Origin of the sequence: Gilliamella sp. B3482 (assembly GCF_026536805.1) — a bacterium.
Classification (GTDB): domain Bacteria; phylum Pseudomonadota; class Gammaproteobacteria; order Enterobacterales; family Orbaceae; genus Gilliamella; species Gilliamella apicola_E.
Genome location: NZ_JAFNNL010000004.1, coordinates 78459 through 93845 on the forward strand (window position 1 = coordinate 78459; position 15387 = coordinate 93845).

Sequence of the window (15387 nt, forward strand, 5' to 3'; positions counted from 1 at the left end):
GTACGATGGCGAAACTGCATGATTACTACAAAGCACAGGTAGTAAATAAACTGCAAGAACAGTTTGGCTACAAATCTGTCATGCAAGTCCCTCGGATCGAAAAGATCACCTTGAATATGGGTGTGGGTGAAGCAATTACTGATAAGAAATTATTAGATAATGCGGTTGCTGATTTAGCAGCAATCAGTGGTCAAAAACCACTTGTCACTAAAGCACGCAAATCAGTTGCTGGTTTTAAAATCCGTCAAGGGTATCCTATTGGTTGTAAGGTCACTTTACGTGGCGAACGTATGTGGGAATTTTTTGAACGTCTAGTTTATATTGCTCTTCCTCGTACTCGAGATTTTCGTGGCTTAAGCGCAAAATCTTTCGATGGTCGTGGTAACTATAGCATGGGTGTTCGTGAACAAATCGTTTTCCCTGAAATCGATTATGATAAAGTTGATCGTGTTCGTGGTTTAGATATTACTATCACAACTACTGCACAATCTGATGAAGAAGGCCGAGCTTTATTATCTGCCTTTAACTTCCCATTTCGTAAGTAAGGTAGGGCATAATGGCTAAACAATCAATGATTGAACGCGATAAGAAACGCGTAAAGCTAGCAGAAAAATATTTTGCAAAGCGTCAAGAATTAAAAGCGATTATCTCTGATCTTAATGCATCAGATGAAGATCGTTGGAATGCAGTGCTTAAATTGCAAACGCTTCCTCGTGATTCTAGTCCATCACGTCAACGTCGTCGTTGTCGTCAAACCGGTCGTCCTCATGGCGTCCTTCGTAAATTTGGTTTAAGCCGTATTAAGGTTCGTGAGTCAGCCATGCGTGGTGAGATTCCTGGTCTTAAAAAGGCAAGTTGGTAATCAGGGGAGTGTTATAGATGAGCATGCAAGATCCTATAGCAGATATGTTGACCCGTATTCGTAACGGTCAAGCTGCGAATAAAGTTGCAGTCACCATGCCTTCCTCTAAGCTAAAAGTGGCAATTGCCAATGTGCTAAAAGAAGAAGGTTATATCGGGGACTATAAAGTAGTTGGTGACACTAAACCAGAATTGGAAATCACTTTAAAATATTTCCAAGGTAAGGCTGTTGTAGAAAGTATTAAACGTGTTAGCCGTCCAGGTTTACGTATTTATAAACGTAAAGATGAATTACCAAAAGTAATGGCTGGATTAGGTATTGCAGTTATTTCTACTTCTAAAGGTGTTATGACTGATCGTGCAGCACGCCAAGCTGGTCTTGGTGGTGAAATTATCTGCTACGTAGCGTAAGGGAGAAAAAAATGTCTCGTGTTGCAAAAGCACCTGTCGTTGTTCCTGCTGGCGTAGAGGTAAAACTCAATGGTCAGGTAATTACGATTAAAGGTAAAAATGGCGAGTTATCTCGCACAATAAATAATGCTGTTGTAATTAATCAAGAAGAAGGTCAAATTAAATTTGCACCTCGTGACGGCTTTGCTGATGCTTGGGCTCAAGCAGGTACAGCTCGTGCATTGATTAATGCAATGGTAATTGGTGTTACTGAAGGTTTTACTAAAAAACTTCAGCTAGTTGGTGTCGGTTATCGTGCACAAGTTAAAGGTAATGCAATTGGTTTATCTCTTGGATATTCACATCCAATTGAACATCAATTACCTAAAGGTGTAACAGCTGAGTGTCCTTCTCAAACTGAAATCGTACTAAAAAGTGCTGATAAACAGTTAATCGGACAAGTAGCAGCAGATATCCGTGCTTATCGTCGTCCTGAACCTTATAAAGGTAAAGGTGTTCGTTACGCAGATGAAGTTGTGCGTACTAAAGAAGCTAAGAAAAAGTAAGGTAACACTATGGATAAGAAATCAGCTCGTATCCGTCGTGCAACTAAAGCGCGTCGTAAGATGCATGAACTACTTGCAACTCGCTTAGTAGTTCACCGTACTCCGCGTCATATTTATGCGCAGATTATCGCACCAAACGGATCAGAAGTACTGGCAGCCGCTTCTACATTAGAAAAAGCTATCAGTGAAAGTTTAAAATACACTGGAAACAAAGATGCCGCAGCAGCAGTTGGTAAAGCAATTGCAGAGCGTGCATTAGCGAAAGATATCAAAGAAGTTTCTTTTGATCGTTCAGGTTTCCAATATCATGGTCGAGTTCAGGCGCTAGCAGATGCTGCTCGCGAAGCTGGCCTACAGTTCTAAGGTAGGAGTTAAAGATGTCAAACATCGAAAAACAAGCTGGTGAACTGCAGGAAAAATTAATCGCAGTTAACCGAGTCTCTAAAACCGTAAAAGGTGGTCGTATTTTTAGTTTTTCTGCACTAACTGTTGTTGGTGACGGTAATGGCCGCGTAGGTTTTGGATATGGTAAAGCACGTGAAGTGCCAGCAGCAATCCAAAAAGCAATGGAAAAAGCACGTCGCAATATGATCAATGTTGCGTTAAACAACGATACTTTACAGCATCCAGTTAAAGGTGCTCACACAGGTTCTCGTGTTTATATGCAACCAGCATCAGAAGGTACTGGTATTATCGCCGGTGGTGCGATGCGTGCTGTATTAGAAGTTGCTGGTGTTCGTAACGTTCTAGCTAAAGCATATGGTTCTACAAACCCAATTAACGTGGTTCGTGCAACGATTGATGGCTTAGAAAATATGAAATCTCCAGAAATGGTTGCTGCTAAGCGTGGTAAAACCGTCGAAGAAATTTTGGGGTAATTAGCCATGGCAAAGACAATTAAAATTACACAAACTCGTAGTTCTATTGGTCGTCTACCGAAGCATAAAGCAACGTTAGTTGGTTTAGGATTACGTCGTATTGGTCATACTGTTGAACGTGAAGATACACCTGCAATTCGCGGTATGGTAAACCAAGTTTATTACATGGTTAAAGTTGAGGAGTAATAGTAATGCGTTTAAATACTTTATCTCCTGCTGAAGGTTCAAAGCATGCACCTAAGCGCGTAGGCCGTGGAATCGGTTCAGGGCTTGGTAAAACTGGTACTCGTGGTATCAAAGGTCAAAAATCTCGTTCAGGTGGCGGCGTTCGTCGTGGCTTTGAAGGTGGTCAAATGCCTTTATATCGTCGTTTACCAAAATTTGGTTTTACCTCACGTAAAGCTATGGTAACAGCACAAGTTCGTCTTTCAGATTTAATGAAAGTTGAAGGTGATATTGTTGACCTAAATAGCTTAAAAGTTGCTAATGTGATTAATTCACAAATCGAATATGCAAAAATCATGTTATCTGGTGAAATTTCTAAACCAGTAACAGTTCGTGGTATTCGAGTAACTAAAGGTGCTAAAGCTGCAATTGAAGCTGCTGGCGGAAAAATTGAGGAATAATTAGAAAGATGGCAAAGCAACCAGGATTAGATTTTCAAAGCACACGAGGCGGTAGTAGTGAGCTTAAAAGACGTTTATTATTTGTGCTTTTAGCGCTTATTGTTTTCCGTCTTGGTTCTTACGTTCCGGTTCCTGGTGTTGATACTAAAGCGTTATCGGACTTACTACAAGCATCATCTAATGGTATTGTTGGTATGTTCAATATGTTCTCTGGTGGTGCTTTAAGCCGTGCTTCAATATTTGCTTTAGGGATAATGCCTTATATTTCTGCATCAATCATTGTGCAGTTATTGACATCAATTAATCCTAAATTAGCTGAATTGAAGAAAGAAGGTGAATCAGGTCGTAAGAAAATTAGCCAATATACTCGTTATGGCACACTAGCTTTAGCGATTGTACAGGCAGTCGGTATTGCGACTGGTTTACCGAATATTCCTGGTTATAGTCAGGTTGTGATTAACCCAGGATTTTCTTTCTATTTTATTGCATCGGTTAGCTTAGTTACTGGCACTATGTTTCTTATGTGGTTGGGTGAACAGATCACAGAGCGCGGTGTAGGTAATGGTATTTCTATCATTATCTTTGCTGGTATTGTGGCAAGTCTTCCTCATGCGATATATGAAACAATTGAACAAGCTCGTTCTGGTGATTTGCATCCGATTTTATTATTAGTAATCGCTGCATTAGTGGTTGGTGTGACTTACTTTGTCGTTTTTGTTGAACGTGGTCAACGACGTATTGTCGTTAATTACGCTCAAAGACAACAAGGTCGTCGTGTGTATGCCGCACAAAGTACGCATTTACCTCTTAAAATTAATATGGCAGGTGTAATTCCAGCAATATTTGCTTCAACAATTATTATGTTACCATCAATGATGGCTTCTTGGTTTCAAGGAAATGGTGAAGGATGGAGATATATCTTTGTTCTTATTGGGCAATATTTCTCTCATGATCAACCGTTATACATAATCTTTTTTGCAGCTGCGATTATTTTCTTCTGTTTCTTCTATACCGCATTGGTTTTCAATCCGAGAGAAACAGCAGATCAGTTAAAAAAATCTGGTGCATTTATTCCAGGTATCCGTCCAGGTGAACAAACATCTAAGTATATTGATAAAGTAATGACACGTTTAACGCTAATTGGCGCTATCTACATTACTTTTGTATGTTTGGTACCAATGTTTATGACAAGTGCGATGAAAGTTCCAGTTCAATTTGGTGGAACATCTTTATTAATTGTAGTTGTTGTAATCATGGATTTTATGGCACAAGTACAGACTTTAATGATGCCAAATCGTTATGAGTCAGTGTTAAAGAAAGCGAACCTTAAAGGCTACGGCCGATAAGTTAGCCAGAAGTTACGGAGAAAAACATGAAAGTTCGTGCTTCAGTCAAGAAATTATGCAGAAATTGTAAAATCATCAAACGCAATGGCATCGTTCGTGTTATTTGCATTGAAGGTAAACACAAACAACGTCAAGGTTAATATTATTTAACTGCGAAATTGAACTTTTGCATATTTTACTTGCCAAAGTATAGTAAAGCTGGCTAGAATAGCCAGCCTAAAATTTTTTTGTAGATCCGCCGTTTGAGTATCCTGAAAACGGGCTTTTCAGTATGGTGGATTTGCTGAACATTAACAATAAAGGAGTGCATAGTGGCCCGTATAGCAGGCATTAACATTCCTGATCAACAACATACTGTTATTGCGTTACAAGCAATTTATGGTATCGGTAATACCCGTGCTAAGACAATTTGTGCTGAAGCTGGTATTCCTGAACATGTTAAGATCAGAGAACTATCTGAAGATCAGATTGAAAAGTTACGTGAACAAGTCGCTAAATTCACTGTTGAAGGTGATTTACGTCGTGAAGTAACTATGAGTATCAAGCGTTTATTAGACCTTGGTTGTTATCGTGGTGTGCGTCATCGTCGTGGACTTCCTGTCCGTGGTCAACGCACTAAGACTAACGCTCGTACCCGTAAGGGACCGCGTAAGCCAATCAAGAAATAATTGAGGTGATAATAAATGGCAAAGACACCTGTTCGTACACGTAAACGTGTTAAAAAGCAAGTTTCTGATGGTATAGCTCATATTCATGCATCATTTAACAATACAATCGTAACAATTACCGATCGTCAAGGTAATGCGTTGGGTTGGGCAACCGCTGGTGGTTCTGGTTTCCGTGGCTCTCGTAAGTCAACTCCGTTCGCAGCTCAAGTAGCAGCAGAGCGTTGTGCAGAAGCCGTAAAAGACTACGGAATTAAGAATCTAGAAGTTATGGTAAAAGGACCTGGTCCTGGTCGTGAGTCAACAATTCGTGCATTAAATGCAGCGGGTTATCGCATCACTAATATTACTGATGTTACTCCGATTCCTCATAACGGTTGTCGTCCACCAAAGAAACGTCGTGTTTAATTTTTTATTAAACATTGAATGTTTATAGGATTATTGGAGAAAAAAAATGGCAAGATATTTGGGACCAAAGCTCAAATTAAGTCGTCGTGAAGGTACAGATTTATTCCTTAAGTCTGGCGTCCGAGCGGTTGACAGTAAATGTAAGTTAGAACAAGCTCCTGGACAACATGGTGCGCGTAAACCGCGTTTATCAGATTATGGTGTTCAGTTACGCGAAAAACAAAAAGTTAGACGTATTTATGGAATTCTAGAACGTCAATTCCGTAATTACTACAAAAATGCAGCACGTATTAAAGGTAATACAGGTGAAAACTTGTTAGGTCTTTTAGAACGTCGCTTAGATAACGTTGTTTATCGTATGGGATTCGGTGCAACTCGTGCTGAAGCTCGTCAATTAGTTAGTCATAAAGCTGTTCTTGTTAATGGTCACGTTGTTAACATCGCATCTTATCAAGTTTCACCTGAAGATGTGATTAGTGTTCGTGAAAAATCTAAAAAACAAGCACGTATTAAAGCCGCTTTAGAGTTAGCTGAACAACGTGAAAAACCAACATGGTTAGAAGTTGATGCTAGCAAAATGGAAGGTGTGTTCAAACGCTTACCAGAACGTTCAGATTTATCTGCTGACATCAACGAACATTTGATCGTCGAACTTTACTCTAAGTAAAGTTTAGCACTTAAGAGAGGACATAATGCAGGGTTCTGTAACAGAGTTTTTAAAACCTCACCTAGTTGACGTTGTTCAATACAGCCCAACTCATGCAAAAGTGACTTTAGAGCCACTTGAGCGTGGTTTTGGACATACTTTAGGTAATGCACTACGCCGCATTTTATTATCATCTATGCCGGGATATGCAGTGACCGAAGTTGAAATTGACGGTGTTCTGCATGAGTATAGTACTAAAGAAGGCGTTCAAGAAGATGTGCTTGATATTCTGCTTAATTTGAAAAAATTAGCAGTACGTGTACATACTAAAGATGATGTTATGCTGACTTTAAATAAATCAGGGGTAGGTGCGGTAACTGCATCGGATATCACTCACGATGGTGATGTTGAAATTGTAAATCCTGATTTAGTAATTTGTCATCTTACTGATGCCAATGCTTCAATTAGTATGCGTATTCGTGTACAACGAGGACGTGGTTATGTCCCTGCTTCTGCTCGCGTTAAGTCAGAAGATGAAGAGCGACCGATTGGTCGTCTATTAGTTGATGCATGTTATAGCCCAGTCGAGCGTATCGCTTATTCTGTCGATGCGGCTCGTGTGGAACAACGTACCGATTTAGATAAATTAGTTATTGATATGGAAACTAATGGTACGATTGATCCTGAAGAGGCTATTCGTCGTGCTTCAACTATTTTGGCTGAACAACTTGAAGCTTTCGTTGATTTACGTGATGTACGTCAACCTGAAGTTAAAGAAGATAAACCGGAATTTGATCCGATTCTTCTACGTCCAGTAGATGATCTCGAATTAACTGTTCGGTCTGCTAATTGCTTAAAAGCAGAAGCAGTTCATTATATTGGTGATTTAGTACAACGTACCGAAGTTGAGTTACTTAAAACCCCTAATCTTGGTAAGAAATCACTTACTGAAATTAAGGATGTGCTCGCGTCTCGTGGTTTGTCTTTAGGCATGCGTCTTGAGAACTGGCCACCAGCAAGTATTGTTGAAGACTAAAATAAAATTTATATAAGAAGGATAAAGTTATGCGCCATCGTAAAAGTGGTCGTCAACTGAACCGAAATAGCAGCCATCGTCAAGCAATGTTTCGTAACATGACTAGTTCACTTGTTGAACATGAAATCATCAAAACTACATTGCCTAAAGCAAAAGAGTTGCGTCGTGTTGTTGAACCGTTAATTACGCTAGCCAAAAGCGATAGCGTAGCTAATCGCCGTTTGGCTTTTGCTCGTATCCGTGATAAAGATACAGTGAAAAAATTATTTTCAGATTTAGGCCCACGTTTTGCTACCCGTCCTGGCGGTTATGTACGCATTTTAAAATGTGGTTTCCGTGATGGAGATAATGCTCCAATGGCTTATATTGAATTAGTTGATCGCCCTGCTGTAGAAGCAGAAGCAGCAGCTGAATAAATAATTAAAGCTTAAAATTAAAACCGGCTAATGAGCCGGTTTTTTATTAGCTAATTATTATAGAGTTATCAACCAAAGTTTAATATAAGTACCAGCAATTTTAAACGAAATGGCAAATGATATAGCCACCATTTTGTCCGTAATTAGTAGGAATTCTTCAAAACATTTTAATGCTATAAGTTAATAATGTGGAGGCGGAGTTTCTTCTGATAAACTTGCTATGTTCGATGTTTGGTTTGCTTGTAACTTTTGTGATAATAACGTTAATTGTTCTTTAAGTTTGCTGATATCGGACTGTAGATTAACCACCATTTGATTTAATTCTTCAATGGTCATCTCTTGAAATGCAACTTTTGTTTCTAATAATTCCAATTGTTGGTTCATAGTCTGTTACTTAATGGCTATTTAATTTTATATTGTAAGTAAAAGTTATTATAAAATCCATCCTCGTTCCGCAAAAGAGACGTATTCACCTTTACCAATGACGAGATGATCGATAACTCGGACATCAATTAATTCACAAACTTGTTCGATTTTTTTAGTTAATGCACGATCAGCTTGACTTGGTTCAGCTAAGCCTGAAGGATGGTTATGTGCTAAAATTAATGCTGCCGCATTGTATTGTAAGGCTTTTCTAGCGACTTCTCTAGGATGAACCTCAACGCAGTTGTATGTTCCTACAAACATCTCCTCACAATTAATCACGTGATTCTGGTTATCTAGAAAAATAACCATAAAAATTTCACGATCTTTATCCATTAAACGATTAGCTAGATAATGATGAGTTAAAGTAGGTGATGTAAGATAATTTTCTTTGGTCATTTTAACTTTTAAATAACGATGAGATAGTTCAACCACCGCTTTCAATTGAGTGTATTTAGCTGTTCCCAAACCTTCTTTTTTACAAAATTCATCATGACTTGCATTCATTAAATGGTAAAAGGAACCGAATTCATTTAATAATTTTTGGGATAACGTTAATACTGGTAAATTACGAGTTCCCGTACGTAAAAAAAGAGCAAGTAATTCAGCATCTGACAGCGCTTCAACACCAAATTGTAATAATTTTTCTCGTGGCATCAAAAGTCTGCATTGTGTTGACATAATTATGGTATTCCCATTTTTTTAAAATGAGATTATTGATTAATTTTTATAAATTGATAACGAAACAGATGAAAAGTTGTGAAATGGTTCGCAAAGATCGAGACTATTTTACAAAAAAAGCGCTAATCAGCGCTTTTAAAATTCTATTTTATTTAAATATTAGTGACATCCGCAACTGCCGTTTCCACCGCCACAACAACCGCTTTCTTCATCATCGTCATGATCATCGTGACCACCACAACCACAGCCACCATGTCCATGATCGTGTGCACCATGAATATGACCATGAGATATCTCATCAGGTGTCGCTTCACGAATAGCAAGCACTTCAACATTAAAATTTAAGTCTTGGCCAGCTAACATATGGTTACCATCAATAGTAACGGTATCGCCATCAATAGCCGTGATTTCAACGGGTAAAGAACCTTGGTCAGTATCAGCAAAAAAACGCATACCAACTTCGAGGTCATCAACTCCAACAAAAACATCACGCGGTACATTTTGTACCAATGCATCGTTAAAATCACCATAAGGGTTAACTAATTCCACATCAAATTTATCACCAACTTGACGGCCTTCTAACGCATTTTCAAGGTCTTGTAATAAGTTTCCTGCACCTTGTAAATATTCAAGTGGCGCAGCTGCTGTAGCTTCATCAACTAACACGCCATCTTTTGTACGAACTTTATATGCTAAACTTACAACTGTATTTTTTGCTATTTTCATGTTTTCTCCAACAAACTGTTACTGAGCAAATAATGTTAAATTTTAACGGAAAAAAACGCTTCTGTATGCTATTTTCTTTGTAATTTAGGAAGTTTTAATATTATCTTTGTTATTGATGCGATTTTGGTTTAAAAAATAACTTTTAACTAATAAATAATCGTTGGATAGCTAATTGAAATCAATTAAGCTGATAATAATAAGTTTAATAAAATTTATAAAAAAAGTTGAGGAGAGGGGTTTTTATGTTAGAAATTAATGATTATTTTGATGGAAAAGTGAAGTCTATAGGTTTTGAAAATGGCTCAACGGGTAAAGCCTCTGTTGGTGTGATGATGCCTGGCGAATATGTTTTTAGTACCAATAATCCAGAAGAAATGACAGTGATAACTGGTTCGCTCAAAGTTTTATTACCTACTGCAACTGATTGGCAAATTTTTGAAGCCGGGCAGATTTTTCATGTCGCCAAAGAGAGTCAATTTGATGTGCAAGTCAGCGAGACAACAGTTTATTTGTGTCGTTACTTAGCAAAATAGGCATTCAGATTAAATCTAAGAAAGCTTAATCATTGATAGATTTACTTTTATGCAATAAAAAAGGCTAATTTTACAATTAGCCTTTCATTAAAATATTCTACTATATTACTTAAGTTCTAATTCATTCATCGCTGCGATGCTAAAGCCACCATCAACATGAATGACTTCACCTGTAATACCTGACGATAAATTTGAACATAAGAATGCAGCTGAATTACCTACGTCTTCAATGGTTACTGTACGACGAATAGGGGTTACTGATTCACAATGTGATAACATCTTTTTGAAATCTTTAATTCCTGATGCAGCTAAAGTACGAATAGGGCCAGCAGAAATTGCATTTACACGAATACCTTCAGGTCCCATTGCATTTGCCATGTAACGTACATTTGCTTCTAAAGATGCTTTAGCAAGACCCATAACGTTATAATTAGGAATTGCACGTTCAGCGCCTAAATAAGAAAGAGTGACTAATGCTGAGTCAGGATTTAGCATTGAACGACAAGCTTTAGCCATAGCAACAAAGCTATAAGAGCTAATATCATGTGCGATGGCAAAACCTTCACGAGTTACCGCATTAACATAATCACCATCTAATTGATCACCAGGAGCGAAGGCAATTGCATGAACAAAACCATCGAATTTATCCCAAGTTTTAGCTAGCTCTGTAAATAATGTTGTGATGCTTTCATCATGCGCAACATCACAAGGTAAAACGATTTTAGAATTAAAATCAGCAGCAAACTCTTCAACACGGCCTTTTAATTTTTCGCTTTGATAAGTAAAAGCTAATTCTGCACCTTCACGGTGCATCGCTTTTGCAATACCGTAAGCAATAGAACGATTACTTGCAACGCCGGTAACCAGTATGCGTTTACCTGTTAAAAATCCCATAAATTGTTCCTCTAATATTTTTTACTATATATTCTAGAATGCTGATGATTATATGTTGATATAGTTAACTTCGCTACTATAAATTTATTTTTCCTTATTTAATCGTCATTTTATTTCTAAAAAATAAGTTGTTTATTTAATTAATACTTGACTATAATACTCAACTATTAGATGACATTGTTGGTACTTCATGATGAAAGATAAAGATTTAGTTTGTTATAAAACGTTACCTGTTTGGGATGCAAAAACTTTACCCGATTTGTTTCGTGAAAAACATAATACACAACTAGGTACTTGGGCAAAATTAAACATCATAAAAGGTCATATCAATTTTGATATGTTAACCGAGCAAGGCGATATCGTTTCTCAATATGTTTTTGATGTTCAGCATCAGCCTCCATTTATTGAGCCTCAGCAATGGCATCGAATAGCTCAAGTTTCAGATGATTTGCAGTGCCAGTTGGCTTTTTATTGTCAACCTGAGGATTATAGTCAGAAAAAATATCAGATGACTAAAACCCATTCTGACGTGTTGGAAGTCTGTCAAATCATTCAGGCCGGAAAAGCGCTAGATTTAGGTTGTGGTTCAGGCCGTAATTCACTCTATCTACAGCTACTTGGTTTTGATGTTGATGCCGTTGATAAGTCAGAAATGAGTATTAGTAATTTACAAGAAATTATTGCAAACGATCATTTATCGCATATCAATGCATCTATTTATGATATTAATCAGGCTAATTTAAAAGGTAACTACGATTTAATTATTTCAACTGTTGTAATGATGTTTTTACAACCAGATAGAATTCCCGATATCATTCATAATATGCAAAACATAACTAAAACGGGTGGTTATAATTTAATTGTTTGCGCTATGTCAACTGATGATTTTCCTTGCACTGTAGGATTTTCGTTTACGTTTAAAGAGAATGAGTTACTTAATTATTATCAGAATTGGGACATCCTAAAATACAATGAAGATGTTGGCGAACTGCATAAAACGGATATCCATGGCAACCGAATAAAGCTCCGCTTTGCGACGCTGTTAGCCAAAAAACGATAATACTACAGGAATTTATCCTGTAATATCTTTTTAACTATTTCCCCAGTATCTTACCTACTTCAAACCATGCTTTGCGAGAGTTCAATAGATCTTGAGCAGACATTGGTTTTTTACCAGCAGGTTGTAAAAGTGTCATATTTAATGCGCCATCACTTGTTGCAATACATATTCCTTTTTTATCCGCTTGTAAAATAGTGCCAACAGGTCGATTGTGGGATGTTTTTATCACTTCTGCTTGCCATACCTTTACTGGTTCGCCATTAACGTCAAAATAACTAACAGGCCAAGGATTAAAGGCGCGAATGCAACGTTCAAGTTGCTGTGCCGATAGGTTCCAATCAAGTTTAGCTTCTTGTTTAGATAATTTTTCAGCATAAGTGACCTGTGATGGATCTTGTTTTTCAGGTTGGATTTTTCCTTCGGTAATTAGTGTTAAGGTATCAAGTAGTCCTTGTGGACCTAATTGCGCCAATTTGTTATATAACGTTGCACTGGTATCAGAAGGTTCAATTGGACAGGTGAGTTTATATAACATATCACCCGTATCAAGCCCTGCATCCATTTGCATAATTGTGATACCGGTTAAAGTATCACCAGCCCAACAAGCGCGTTGAATAGGAGCTGCGCCTCGCCATCTTGGTAATAATGAACCATGCACATTTAAACAACCTAGTTTAGGCATATCAAGCACAGCTTGCGGTAAAATAAGACCATATGCTACCACAATCATAATGTCGGCATTGAGCTCAGCAATGATTTTTTGATTTTCTTCAGTTTTGAGTGTAGCAGGTTGATAAACAGGAAGATGATTTTCGATTGCTAATTGTTTAACCGGACTTGCAGTTAACTTATTGCCACGTCCAGCAGGGCGATCGGGCTGAGTAAAAACTGCAATGACATTATGTTTAGCATCAATTAATGCTTTTAAATGGGTAGCGGCAAAATCAGGCGTACCAGCAAAAATAATCTTTAGGGGATTTGTTGTGTGTGACATGTGTAATATATCCATAATCAAAATATGACAGATATTATACTTTAAATTGACCTAATAATCCTTAATCACATCACTGTACTCATAATGGATATCATATGTATACCGAGTAAAGGTGGTTATAGCGTTAAGTGATCTTGAATCATAGCGAAATCTCATAATAGCTGGTGAAAAGTTTGTGGATAAATAATAGTAAAAATCCACAAACAACTTAGTAACCTTATATTTAACCAATTAATTATGTTTTTATTTTACTTTAAATGGAAAAAATATTGGTACCAACGCTATATCAACTAACATAACCAAGAAGGTTAACGGCACACCAACTTTAACAAAATCACTAAAGCTATATCCACCAGGTGCAACAACCATTGTTTTTACAGGTGATGAAACCGGTGTAATAAACGATGCAGATGTCGCAATAGCAACGGTCATAGCAAATGGATAGGGTGAATATCCAAATTTTATTGCTAAATCAATCGCAATTGGTGCAATTAAAATCGCGGTTGCGGTATTAGAAATAAACAATCCTACCGTTGAGCATAATAAAAAGATAAAAGTTAACACCATGTAAGGGCCAAATGAACGTAAGTGGATTTCAAGCCATTGTGATATGAGCGAAATCCCTCCCGTCTTATTTAATGCTACCGCGAAAGGCATCATACCAATAATGAGAATTAATGTTGGCCAATGAATTGATTTATAAGCATTTGCCATATCAATACAGCGGGTGGCACCCATTAATAAACAAGCAATCAGTGCAGCAACAACATTTGGGACAATACCTGTCACCATTAAAATAATCATTACCGCTAGATTAAATAGTGCGATAAAAGCCTGAGAGCTTGCTGGTGCAACATCATCAATGTCTGATGGGTAATCAAGTACCACAAAATCACTAGTCCGGGTTTGTAGTTTTTGTATAGATCCCCAGTCTCCGCATACTAAAAGTGTATCGCTCATTTCTAGTCGTTCTTGGAATAGGTTGTTGGTTTCAACTGGCGCATGGTTTCGCCAGATTCCAATAACGGTCAGAAAATATTTTTCCCTAAAATCAATTTCATTAAGGGTCTTTCCACACAATGATGACTCAGGCAGCAATGCAACTTCAGCCATACCGACTTCTTTGACTTGTTCTGAAAAATATTCACCACGTAACACTTTTGGTTCAAGATTGTTAGTGGTTAGAAATGTGCGATAGTCAGCTTCGGAATGAGACATGTCCAATAAAAGAATATCGTTTTCTCTAAATTCAGTACTACCATTTACAGGGATGAGCACTTTTTGGAATTTTCGCCAACGTTCAATACCAATTACATTTACACCATGCTCAGTACGTAAATGTAATCCATCAATGGTTCGCCCAACAAAAGGAGAACCAGCAAGAATTTGTGCGCGGTGAGCTCGGCCAATTAATTTATAATCTCTAATTAAATCGGTAATTTTACGTCTTTGAGGTAAACTATTGTTAGCGGTGACTTGGTCCACTGTAAGTAACCAATTGCGTGTTAATAAACAATAAATCACACCAACAACTAATACGCCAAGGCCTATTGGCGTAATTGAAAAGAAGCCAAACTCGGTTAATGCAGCTCGGCTAAGTTCACTATTTACTACAAGGTTTGGAGCTGTTGCGACAAGAGTCATCATGCCACTAATTAATGCTGCAATACACAGTGGCATCATCAATTTTTTTACATGGATACCTGTATGGTTAGCAATACTGATAGCAACAGGAATAAAGATTGCAACTACACCAGTTGAGCTCATAACCGAACCCAGTAAAGCTACACCTAACATAATAAAGGTAATAATTCGAATATCATTTTTACCTGCTGCTTTTAAGATATATTCACTCATTTTGTAAGAGATACCCGTTCTTACTAAACTTTCACCGATTACGAATAACAGTGCAATGAGGATAATATTGGGATCGCTAAATCCCGCAAGCGCTTCAGCCGGAGTTAATACACCCGTGACGGTAATTGCAGTTATCGTCAATAACGCAATAATATCCATTCTTAATTTACTGAATGAAAACAATAAAATCGCAATAAAAAGTAACAAACAAACAGTAATGAGTGGGTAATATTGGATTATATAATTAGGTAAAAGAGCAGACATTGATGATAAAAAACTATGTCCAGATGACGAATGTTCCACAAAAGGTAGCTCATGAAGTTGATTATATTTTTGACATAATACCTTGATTTATTGTAATAGGGAATATCTTGAAGTAAA

At 37.5% G+C, this 15387-nt stretch carries 23 protein-coding genes; 17 read left to right on the forward strand and 6 right to left on the reverse strand.

Annotation, left to right across the window (positions count from 1 at the left end; translation table 11 throughout):
• The first annotated feature begins 5 nt into the window (after window positions 1–5).
• The 15 genes from rplE to rplQ all read left to right on the forward strand — a co-directional run bounded on the left by rplE (window position 6) and on the right by rplQ (window position 7838).
• The gene (gene rplE, locus J3U18_RS08150) at window positions 6–545 is read left to right on the forward strand and encodes a 50S ribosomal protein L5 (protein WP_025314394.1); all 540 of its coding nucleotides are present in this window, start codon (window positions 6–8) and stop codon (window positions 543–545) included.
• A gap of 11 nt (window positions 546–556) precedes the next feature.
• Window positions 557–862 carry a 30S ribosomal protein S14 gene (gene rpsN / locus J3U18_RS08155; protein WP_025314395.1) on the forward strand — a complete coding sequence of 102 codons (306 nt, stop codon included), beginning with the start codon at window positions 557–559 and terminating at the stop codon, window positions 860–862.
• A gap of 17 nt (window positions 863–879) precedes the next feature.
• Window positions 880–1272 carry a 30S ribosomal protein S8 gene (gene rpsH / locus J3U18_RS08160; RefSeq protein ID WP_034884228.1) on the forward strand — a complete coding sequence of 131 codons (393 nt, stop codon included), beginning with the start codon at window positions 880–882 and terminating at the stop codon, window positions 1270–1272.
• 11 nt (window positions 1273–1283) lie between these two features.
• Window positions 1284–1817 carry a 50S ribosomal protein L6 gene (rplF, locus tag J3U18_RS08165; protein ID WP_065562941.1) on the forward strand — a complete coding sequence of 178 codons (534 nt, stop codon included), beginning with the start codon at window positions 1284–1286 and terminating at the stop codon, window positions 1815–1817.
• Between the two features lie 9 nt (window positions 1818–1826).
• Window positions 1827–2180: a 50S ribosomal protein L18 gene (rplR, locus tag J3U18_RS08170; RefSeq protein ID WP_025314398.1), complete on the forward strand. Its 354-nt coding sequence runs from the start codon at window positions 1827–1829 to the stop codon at window positions 2178–2180.
• A gap of 14 nt (window positions 2181–2194) precedes the next feature.
• On the forward strand, window positions 2195–2695 hold the full coding sequence (gene rpsE, locus J3U18_RS08175) for a 30S ribosomal protein S5 (RefSeq protein WP_025314399.1): 501 nt from the start codon (window positions 2195–2197) through the stop codon (window positions 2693–2695).
• A 6-nt stretch (window positions 2696–2701) separates the two neighbouring features.
• The gene (rpmD, locus tag J3U18_RS08180) at window positions 2702–2881 is read left to right on the forward strand and encodes a 50S ribosomal protein L30 (RefSeq protein WP_025314400.1); all 180 of its coding nucleotides are present in this window, start codon (window positions 2702–2704) and stop codon (window positions 2879–2881) included.
• Window positions 2882–2886: 5 nt separating this feature from the next.
• Entirely contained in the window at window positions 2887–3321 is a 435-nt protein-coding gene (rplO, locus tag J3U18_RS08185) for a 50S ribosomal protein L15 (RefSeq protein ID WP_065562940.1), read from the forward strand.
• An 8-nt stretch (window positions 3322–3329) separates the two neighbouring features.
• The gene (gene secY / locus J3U18_RS08190; RefSeq protein WP_065562939.1) at window positions 3330–4667 is read left to right on the forward strand and encodes a preprotein translocase subunit SecY; all 1338 of its coding nucleotides are present in this window, start codon (window positions 3330–3332) and stop codon (window positions 4665–4667) included.
• A gap of 26 nt (window positions 4668–4693) precedes the next feature.
• On the forward strand, window positions 4694–4807 hold the full coding sequence (gene rpmJ / locus J3U18_RS08195; protein ID WP_034884218.1) for a 50S ribosomal protein L36: 114 nt from the start codon (window positions 4694–4696) through the stop codon (window positions 4805–4807).
• A gap of 171 nt (window positions 4808–4978) precedes the next feature.
• Complete coding sequence (gene rpsM / locus J3U18_RS08200) at window positions 4979–5335, forward strand: 30S ribosomal protein S13 (RefSeq protein ID WP_034884217.1); 357 nt, start codon at window positions 4979–4981, stop codon at window positions 5333–5335.
• 15 nt (window positions 5336–5350) lie between these two features.
• Window positions 5351–5740 carry a 30S ribosomal protein S11 gene (gene rpsK, locus J3U18_RS08205; protein WP_025314405.1) on the forward strand — a complete coding sequence of 130 codons (390 nt, stop codon included), beginning with the start codon at window positions 5351–5353 and terminating at the stop codon, window positions 5738–5740.
• Between the two features lie 46 nt (window positions 5741–5786).
• Entirely contained in the window at window positions 5787–6407 is a 621-nt protein-coding gene (rpsD, locus tag J3U18_RS08210; RefSeq protein ID WP_065558591.1) for a 30S ribosomal protein S4, read from the forward strand.
• 25 nt (window positions 6408–6432) lie between these two features.
• Entirely contained in the window at window positions 6433–7422 is a 990-nt protein-coding gene (locus tag J3U18_RS08215) for a DNA-directed RNA polymerase subunit alpha (protein WP_065562938.1), read from the forward strand.
• A 29-nt stretch (window positions 7423–7451) separates the two neighbouring features.
• Window positions 7452–7838 (forward strand): 50S ribosomal protein L17, encoded by a 387-nt coding sequence (rplQ, locus tag J3U18_RS08220; protein ID WP_034884211.1) that lies wholly within the window; start codon window positions 7452–7454, stop codon window positions 7836–7838.
• 180 nt (window positions 7839–8018) lie between these two features.
• On the opposite strand, the gene J3U18_RS08225 is transcribed toward rplQ, so the two are convergent.
• From J3U18_RS08225 to slyD, 3 genes are all read right to left on the reverse strand, one after another.
• The gene (locus J3U18_RS08225) at window positions 8019–8222 is read right to left on the reverse strand and encodes a SlyX family protein (protein ID WP_267353579.1); all 204 of its coding nucleotides are present in this window, start codon (window positions 8220–8222) and stop codon (window positions 8019–8021) included.
• A gap of 48 nt (window positions 8223–8270) precedes the next feature.
• Window positions 8271–8942, reverse strand: a complete 672-nt coding sequence (gene radC / locus J3U18_RS08230) for a RadC family protein (protein WP_065562936.1) — start codon at window positions 8940–8942, stop codon at window positions 8271–8273.
• Window positions 8943–9101: 159 nt separating this feature from the next.
• Window positions 9102–9668 carry a peptidylprolyl isomerase gene (gene slyD, locus J3U18_RS08235; protein ID WP_267353581.1) on the reverse strand — a complete coding sequence of 189 codons (567 nt, stop codon included), beginning with the start codon at window positions 9666–9668 and terminating at the stop codon, window positions 9102–9104.
• Between the two features lie 242 nt (window positions 9669–9910).
• On the opposite strand from slyD, the gene ppnP reads away from it, so the two are divergent.
• Window positions 9911–10201, forward strand: coding sequence for a pyrimidine/purine nucleoside phosphorylase (gene ppnP / locus J3U18_RS08240; protein ID WP_065562934.1), 291 nt, complete (start codon window positions 9911–9913; stop codon window positions 10199–10201).
• 105 nt (window positions 10202–10306) lie between these two features.
• On the opposite strand, the gene fabI is transcribed toward ppnP, so the two are convergent.
• Entirely contained in the window at window positions 10307–11095 is a 789-nt protein-coding gene (fabI, locus tag J3U18_RS08245; RefSeq protein WP_065562933.1) for an enoyl-ACP reductase FabI, read from the reverse strand.
• Window positions 11096–11285: 190 nt separating this feature from the next.
• Here fabI and tehB point away from each other — a divergent pair, with 190 nt between their 5' ends.
• Window positions 11286–12155 (forward strand): SAM-dependent methyltransferase TehB, encoded by an 870-nt coding sequence (tehB, locus tag J3U18_RS08250; protein WP_267353583.1) that lies wholly within the window; start codon window positions 11286–11288, stop codon window positions 12153–12155.
• A 34-nt stretch (window positions 12156–12189) separates the two neighbouring features.
• Here tehB and fmt read toward each other — a convergent pair whose 3' ends face one another.
• Together fmt and J3U18_RS08260 are read right to left on the reverse strand one after the other, a co-directional pair.
• The gene (gene fmt / locus J3U18_RS08255; protein WP_267353585.1) at window positions 12190–13149 is read right to left on the reverse strand and encodes a methionyl-tRNA formyltransferase; all 960 of its coding nucleotides are present in this window, start codon (window positions 13147–13149) and stop codon (window positions 12190–12192) included.
• A 243-nt stretch (window positions 13150–13392) separates the two neighbouring features.
• The gene (locus tag J3U18_RS08260) at window positions 13393–15270 is read right to left on the reverse strand and encodes an SLC13 family permease (protein WP_416380396.1); all 1878 of its coding nucleotides are present in this window, start codon (window positions 15268–15270) and stop codon (window positions 13393–13395) included.
• Window positions 15271–15387: the final 117 nt, after the last annotated feature.